Here is a 4,683-nt window from a genome sequence, read left to right on the forward strand (position 1 = left end):
CCGTCTATCCCGGCTGCACCGAAGAAGACTGCGTGCCGGTGTTGGAGCGTGTCTCCGGTCTCGTCTTCAACCGCGACTTCACCGTCGGCTACAGCCCCGAGCGCATCAACCCCGGCGACCCCGAGCACCGCCTTCCCACCATCAAGAAAGTCACCTCCGGCTCCACGCCCGAGGCCGCCGAACGGGTCGACGCCCTCTACCGCGAAATCATCACCGCCGGCACGCACAAAGCCCCCGGCATTCGCGTGGCCGAAGCCGCCAAGGTGATCGAAAACACCCAGCGCGACGTCAACATCGCGCTGATCAACGAACTCGCCATCCTCTTCAACCGGCTCGGCATCGACACCCAGGCCGTGCTCGAGGCAGCCGGCACCAAGTGGAATTTCCTTCCCTTCCGTCCCGGGCTCGTAGGCGGGCACTGCATCGGCGTAGACCCCTACTACCTCACGCACAAGGCGCAGGAGGTCGGGCACCACCCCGAGATCATCCTCGCCGGACGCCGGCTCAACGACGCCATGGGCGCCTACGTCGCCGGGCGCGTGGTCAAGCTCCTCATCACGCGCCGCCGCCCCGTCGAAGGCGCCCGCGCCCTCATCCTCGGGCTCACCTTCAAGGAAAACTGCCCCGACCTGAGAAACACCCGCGTGATCGACCTCATCGCCGAGCTCCGGGACTACGGCATGCAGGTCGACGTGCACGACCCCTGGGCCGACCCGGAAGAGGCGTGGCAGGAATACGGGCTTCGAATGGTGCCAGAGCCGCAGTGCACATCCTATGATGCCATCGTGCTCGCCGTGGCGCACCGGCAATACCGCGAGATGGGGGCAGGGGCGATCCGGGCGTGGCTGAAGGCGAGCGGGGTGGTGTATGACGTGAAACACGTGCTCCCGAGGGAGGCGGTGGAGGGCAGGTTGTGAACCTCGTTTCCATTCAGGTTCGACCCTTGGGCGAGAATCGACCTTGGCGACGTCGGATGTCCGCCCTTGACCGCATCGTAGCGCATGACTACAATTGTGGTAACCTGAAATTCAATGGAGCATTGCGATGAGCACGGTGTCTGTGCGTATCGATGAGCGCCTGGTCAACGCTGCACGCGCTGCAGCCAAGGCCGAGTTCCGTACCGTCCAAGGCCAGCTGGAATTCTGGGCCAAAGTAGGTCGCGCCGCGCTCGACAACCCGGATCTGCCCGCATCCTTCATTGCCGAGAGCCTGATGAGCATGGCCGAACCGCGCGAAGACAGTACCGCCTTCGTCCCCCGCTCAGCAGCCAAGGCATGAGCTGGAGTGTTCGGCAAACTCGGCGCTTTGCTCGCATCTACAAAAAGCTACACGACAACGTGGTGGCCGAAGTCGATGCGGCCATCGAGACCGTGGCCCAAAACCCCGACATCGGCGAGAAGAAGAAAGGAGACCTTTCGGATCTGTGGGTCTACAAGTTTCGCTGCCTCGGTCAGCTCTACCTCTTGGGCTACACCAGAGATGATGGCGTTCGCTTGGTCTATCTCGAAGCCGTCGGTCCCCACGAGAACTTCTACCGCGACTTGAAACGCTAAGGCAAACGCGACGTCGAAGGACTCGCCCGCACGGGGCTGCTCGTCGTCGAGGAAAAGCCTCATTCTGGTCACGGTCGCCTCGAGGAAGTTCGCGCCGTGGGCACCTGCTTCGGGACCTCAAACCCGAGCTCGACGTACCCGAATCCTACGACTTGGGGGAAGTGACCATGCAACTGGCCGAACGATTCAAGCAATGGGAACGAGAAGTCGAGAAGGCGCCCGCGCTCTCATCCCCGGGCTCATCCTCAAGGAAAACTGCCCCAATCTGAGGCACCGGCAATGCCGCGAGATGGGAACGGGGCGATCCGTGCGTGGCTAAAGGAGAAATCGCGAACATGCAAATTTTTGCGCTGAAGGGAAATGTGTCTGAAATTCCCGATGTTGCCCCGGCAGTGCGTGAACGCGCCCGCGCGGTTCGTGCCCGGCTCGATGCCATCCGCCGCCAATCCCCTCCACCGGATGACCATCTGCCGGCGATCACGGACGAACAGCTCGAACGCATCCGCGCCTTTGGTCCGCGCGAGCTGCATCGCCTGTCGTTGATCGATTTCCTGGCGACGGAACTGCCGCCTTTTTTACGGGATTCATCTCGGCATCGCATATAAACAATTTGCCGTATGCATCAAACCGAACAGGCAGTGATCGGAACGTCTTGCCCATAATCGCATTACAATCGGCATGAATAGCCGACACGATGCGAGCGAAGTACATTCCCCGTGGAAAATCCCGCCATCTCGAAATCGCAACTCAAGGGCGTCCTGGCCCATGCCCTGAACCGCCTCCTGACGTGGCGCCCCGGCGGCTATTTGCGCGCCAGTGGCGGCTTGTTCGGCTGGCTGCTGCTGCGCGCGGCCGCGCAGGCGGTGATGGTCGTGTTGCTCGCCCGCCTGCTGGGGGCGGAGGGCTACGGCTTGTTTGTCACAGTCATGGCGGTGAGCGGTTTTTTCTCGCCTGTTGCCGGTTTGGGGCTAGGCGGCTTGCTGCTGCGCGACGGCGCTTCTCAACCGGAAAATTTATCCTCACAACTGGGCATGGCGCTGGTACTCTGGTGGCCGACGGCACTCGTCTGTTCTTTGTGTGCCACGGCGATTCTTGCCTGGACTCTGCCGTCCCACATACCGCTCGCTGCCCTCGCAACCTTTGCTTTGGCGGAAATCGGTACGAGTTCTTTCCTCGACCTTGCCGTGCGCGTCGAGCAGGCCCGGCATCGGATCGGTGTCTTCGGAGCTCTACAGGCGGGGATGATCCTCGCCCGTCTGGCAGGGCTCTTGCTGTACGCCCTGCTCGGTCGGGCCGATCCGGCCGGCTGCTTGTGGGCGTATGCGCTTGCCAGTGTTTTTTTTGCCCTGTTCATCGCCTGGCGTCTTGCGACCGAATATGCCCCGCGTTGGCCACCAAAGCGCGATTGGGCAATGGCCCGCGAGAGCTGTCCGTTCACCATTGGCGCGCTGTCGTTTCGCCTGCAAGCCGAGTTCAACAAGCCGCTCCTCGCCCGGGTGAGTTACGGCGAGGCAGGCCATTTCGGCGTGGCACAGCGGGCGGTCGATCTCGCGAGCCTTCCCTTGCAAGCCCTGCAGGAAACGCTCTGGCCGCGTTTGTATGCGGGCAGACATTCACCGCGGCAACTGTGGCGGCTTGTCGCGGTTTTGGTTGCGCTGGCCTTACTGGGAGGCTGCGTCTTGGTGCTGCTCGCGCCCTGGATTGCGCGCCTGCTGGGTGCCGGATTCGAGGCCACCGCACACCTCGTCATGCTTCTGGCCCTGCTGCCAACCTTGCAGCTCGTGCGCAATCTCCTCAACATCATCGTGGCGCAACAGCGGCGCCAGTCGGCCTTGACGGCGGTTTATCTGCTGGGCGGTATGGTCGGCGTCCTGCTCAATCTGTGGTTGGTGCCAACGTTTGGGTTAACCGGCGCGGTGTCGGCGTCTTATTTGGTCGAAGTGGTGCTCATTGCCTTGCTCGCGGCTTTTGTTTTTTCAAAATCAAAGAGACTGCAAGATGCCTGATCCTTCTGCAAGCCTGTTTAAAAACCATGAGCGGCACTACAAGGACAGCGGTGCCGACCGTTGGCAGGTGCCCTATCGGGAAGTCAAAGCATTCCATCTCGACCGCCTGCCACGTTGGCTTGACCGTATCCCCCAGGAGGCGCACATCCTGGATGCAGGCTGCGCGACCGGTTATCTGCTCGGCTTGCTGTGGGAGAGCGGTTACCACAACCTGGTTGGCGTCGAGCTATCCGAACAACTGATCGCTCTTGCCCGCCGTAACCTGCCTGATGAAATCGCGCTGGTGAATGCCGATGTTCGCGACTATCTCGCGCAGGTTGCGGATCAGACCTTCGACGTGATCCTGTTTCACCATGTGCTCGAACACCTCCCGCGTGAGCACACCATTCCTTTGCTGCGCGAGTTTTACCGGGTCCTCAAACCGGGCAGATACCTCGACCTCAAAGTGCCCAATGCGTCATTTTGGTTGGCAGGTTATCATCTATTTTGTGATTTCATCCATGTCGTGCATTTCTGTCAGGTCCCGGACGATTGCATTGATCCGCGACGTCGTGCATTATTCATGGGTCGCGAGGCAATGCGCGAGTTGATCGAGGAACTACGGAGGCAACAGTCATGATGGTCCGACTGCACAAGAACGCCACCACGACCCCTGCGACCCGGCGCTACATCCAACGCTCGAACCTGCCGGTGCGCCGTCTTGCCCGGGAACTGGGGGTGTCGGAAGACACCATTCGACGCTGATCGAGGCGCACCGACGTCGAAGATCGTCCGCACACGGCGCATCGCCTGCAGACGAACCTGACCCCGTTCCAGGAGGCGGTCGTGGTGGAGCTGCGCAAGACCCTGCGCTTGCCTCTGGACGATTTGCTGGCGGTGGTGCGCGAATTGATCACGCCGAACGTCTCTCGATCTGGCCTGGATCGCTGCCTGCGCCGTCACGGACTCGGTTCGCTCAAGGCAATGCAGCCCAAAGCGGAAAAGCCCGGGCACAAGCCCTTCAAGTCCTACGAGCCGGGGTTCGTACATCTGGACGTGAAGTACCTGCCGCAGATGCCCGATGAGGACAAACGCCGCTACCTTTTCGTGGCGATCGACCGGGCGACGCGCTGGGTGTTCGTGGC

General features: G+C 61.6%; 6 protein-coding genes and 1 pseudogene. All 7 read left to right on the top strand.

The window, feature by feature from the left end; translation table 11 throughout:
- A partial coding sequence (locus GV368_RS10790) for a nucleotide sugar dehydrogenase (RefSeq protein WP_169116524.1) occupies positions 1 to 917 on the top strand: 917 nt, incomplete at its 5' end.
- 127 nt (positions 918 to 1,044) lie between these two features.
- Positions 1,045 to 1,278 (top strand): TA system antitoxin ParD family protein, encoded by a 234-nt coding sequence (locus tag GV368_RS10795; RefSeq protein WP_028874509.1) that lies wholly within the window; start codon positions 1,045 to 1,047, stop codon positions 1,276 to 1,278.
- Positions 1,275 to 1,553 (top strand): type II toxin-antitoxin system RelE/ParE family toxin, encoded by a 279-nt coding sequence (locus GV368_RS10800; RefSeq protein ID WP_142803578.1) that lies wholly within the window; start codon positions 1,275 to 1,277, stop codon positions 1,551 to 1,553. Before GV368_RS10795 ends, GV368_RS10800 begins: the two co-directional genes overlap by 4 nt.
- A 311-nt stretch (positions 1,554 to 1,864) precedes the next feature.
- Complete coding sequence (locus GV368_RS10805; protein ID WP_169116525.1) at positions 1,865 to 2,158, top strand: hypothetical protein; 294 nt, start codon at positions 1,865 to 1,867, stop codon at positions 2,156 to 2,158.
- Between the two features lie 111 nt (positions 2,159 to 2,269).
- Complete coding sequence (locus GV368_RS10810) at positions 2,270 to 3,559, top strand: lipopolysaccharide biosynthesis protein (protein WP_169116526.1); 1,290 nt, start codon at positions 2,270 to 2,272, stop codon at positions 3,557 to 3,559.
- The gene (locus GV368_RS10815; protein ID WP_169116527.1) at positions 3,552 to 4,178 is read left to right on the top strand and encodes a class I SAM-dependent methyltransferase; all 627 of its coding nucleotides are present in this window, start codon (positions 3,552 to 3,554) and stop codon (positions 4,176 to 4,178) included. Before GV368_RS10810 ends, GV368_RS10815 begins: the two co-directional genes overlap by 8 nt.
- Positions 4,175 to 4,683: pseudogene (locus GV368_RS11455) on the top strand (IS481 family transposase); the annotation flags it as partial. The gene GV368_RS10815 and the pseudogene GV368_RS11455, both read left to right, overlap by 4 nt.

The organism is Tepidiphilus baoligensis (assembly GCF_012911495.1).
GTDB lineage: Bacteria > Pseudomonadota > Gammaproteobacteria > Burkholderiales > Rhodocyclaceae > Tepidiphilus > Tepidiphilus olei.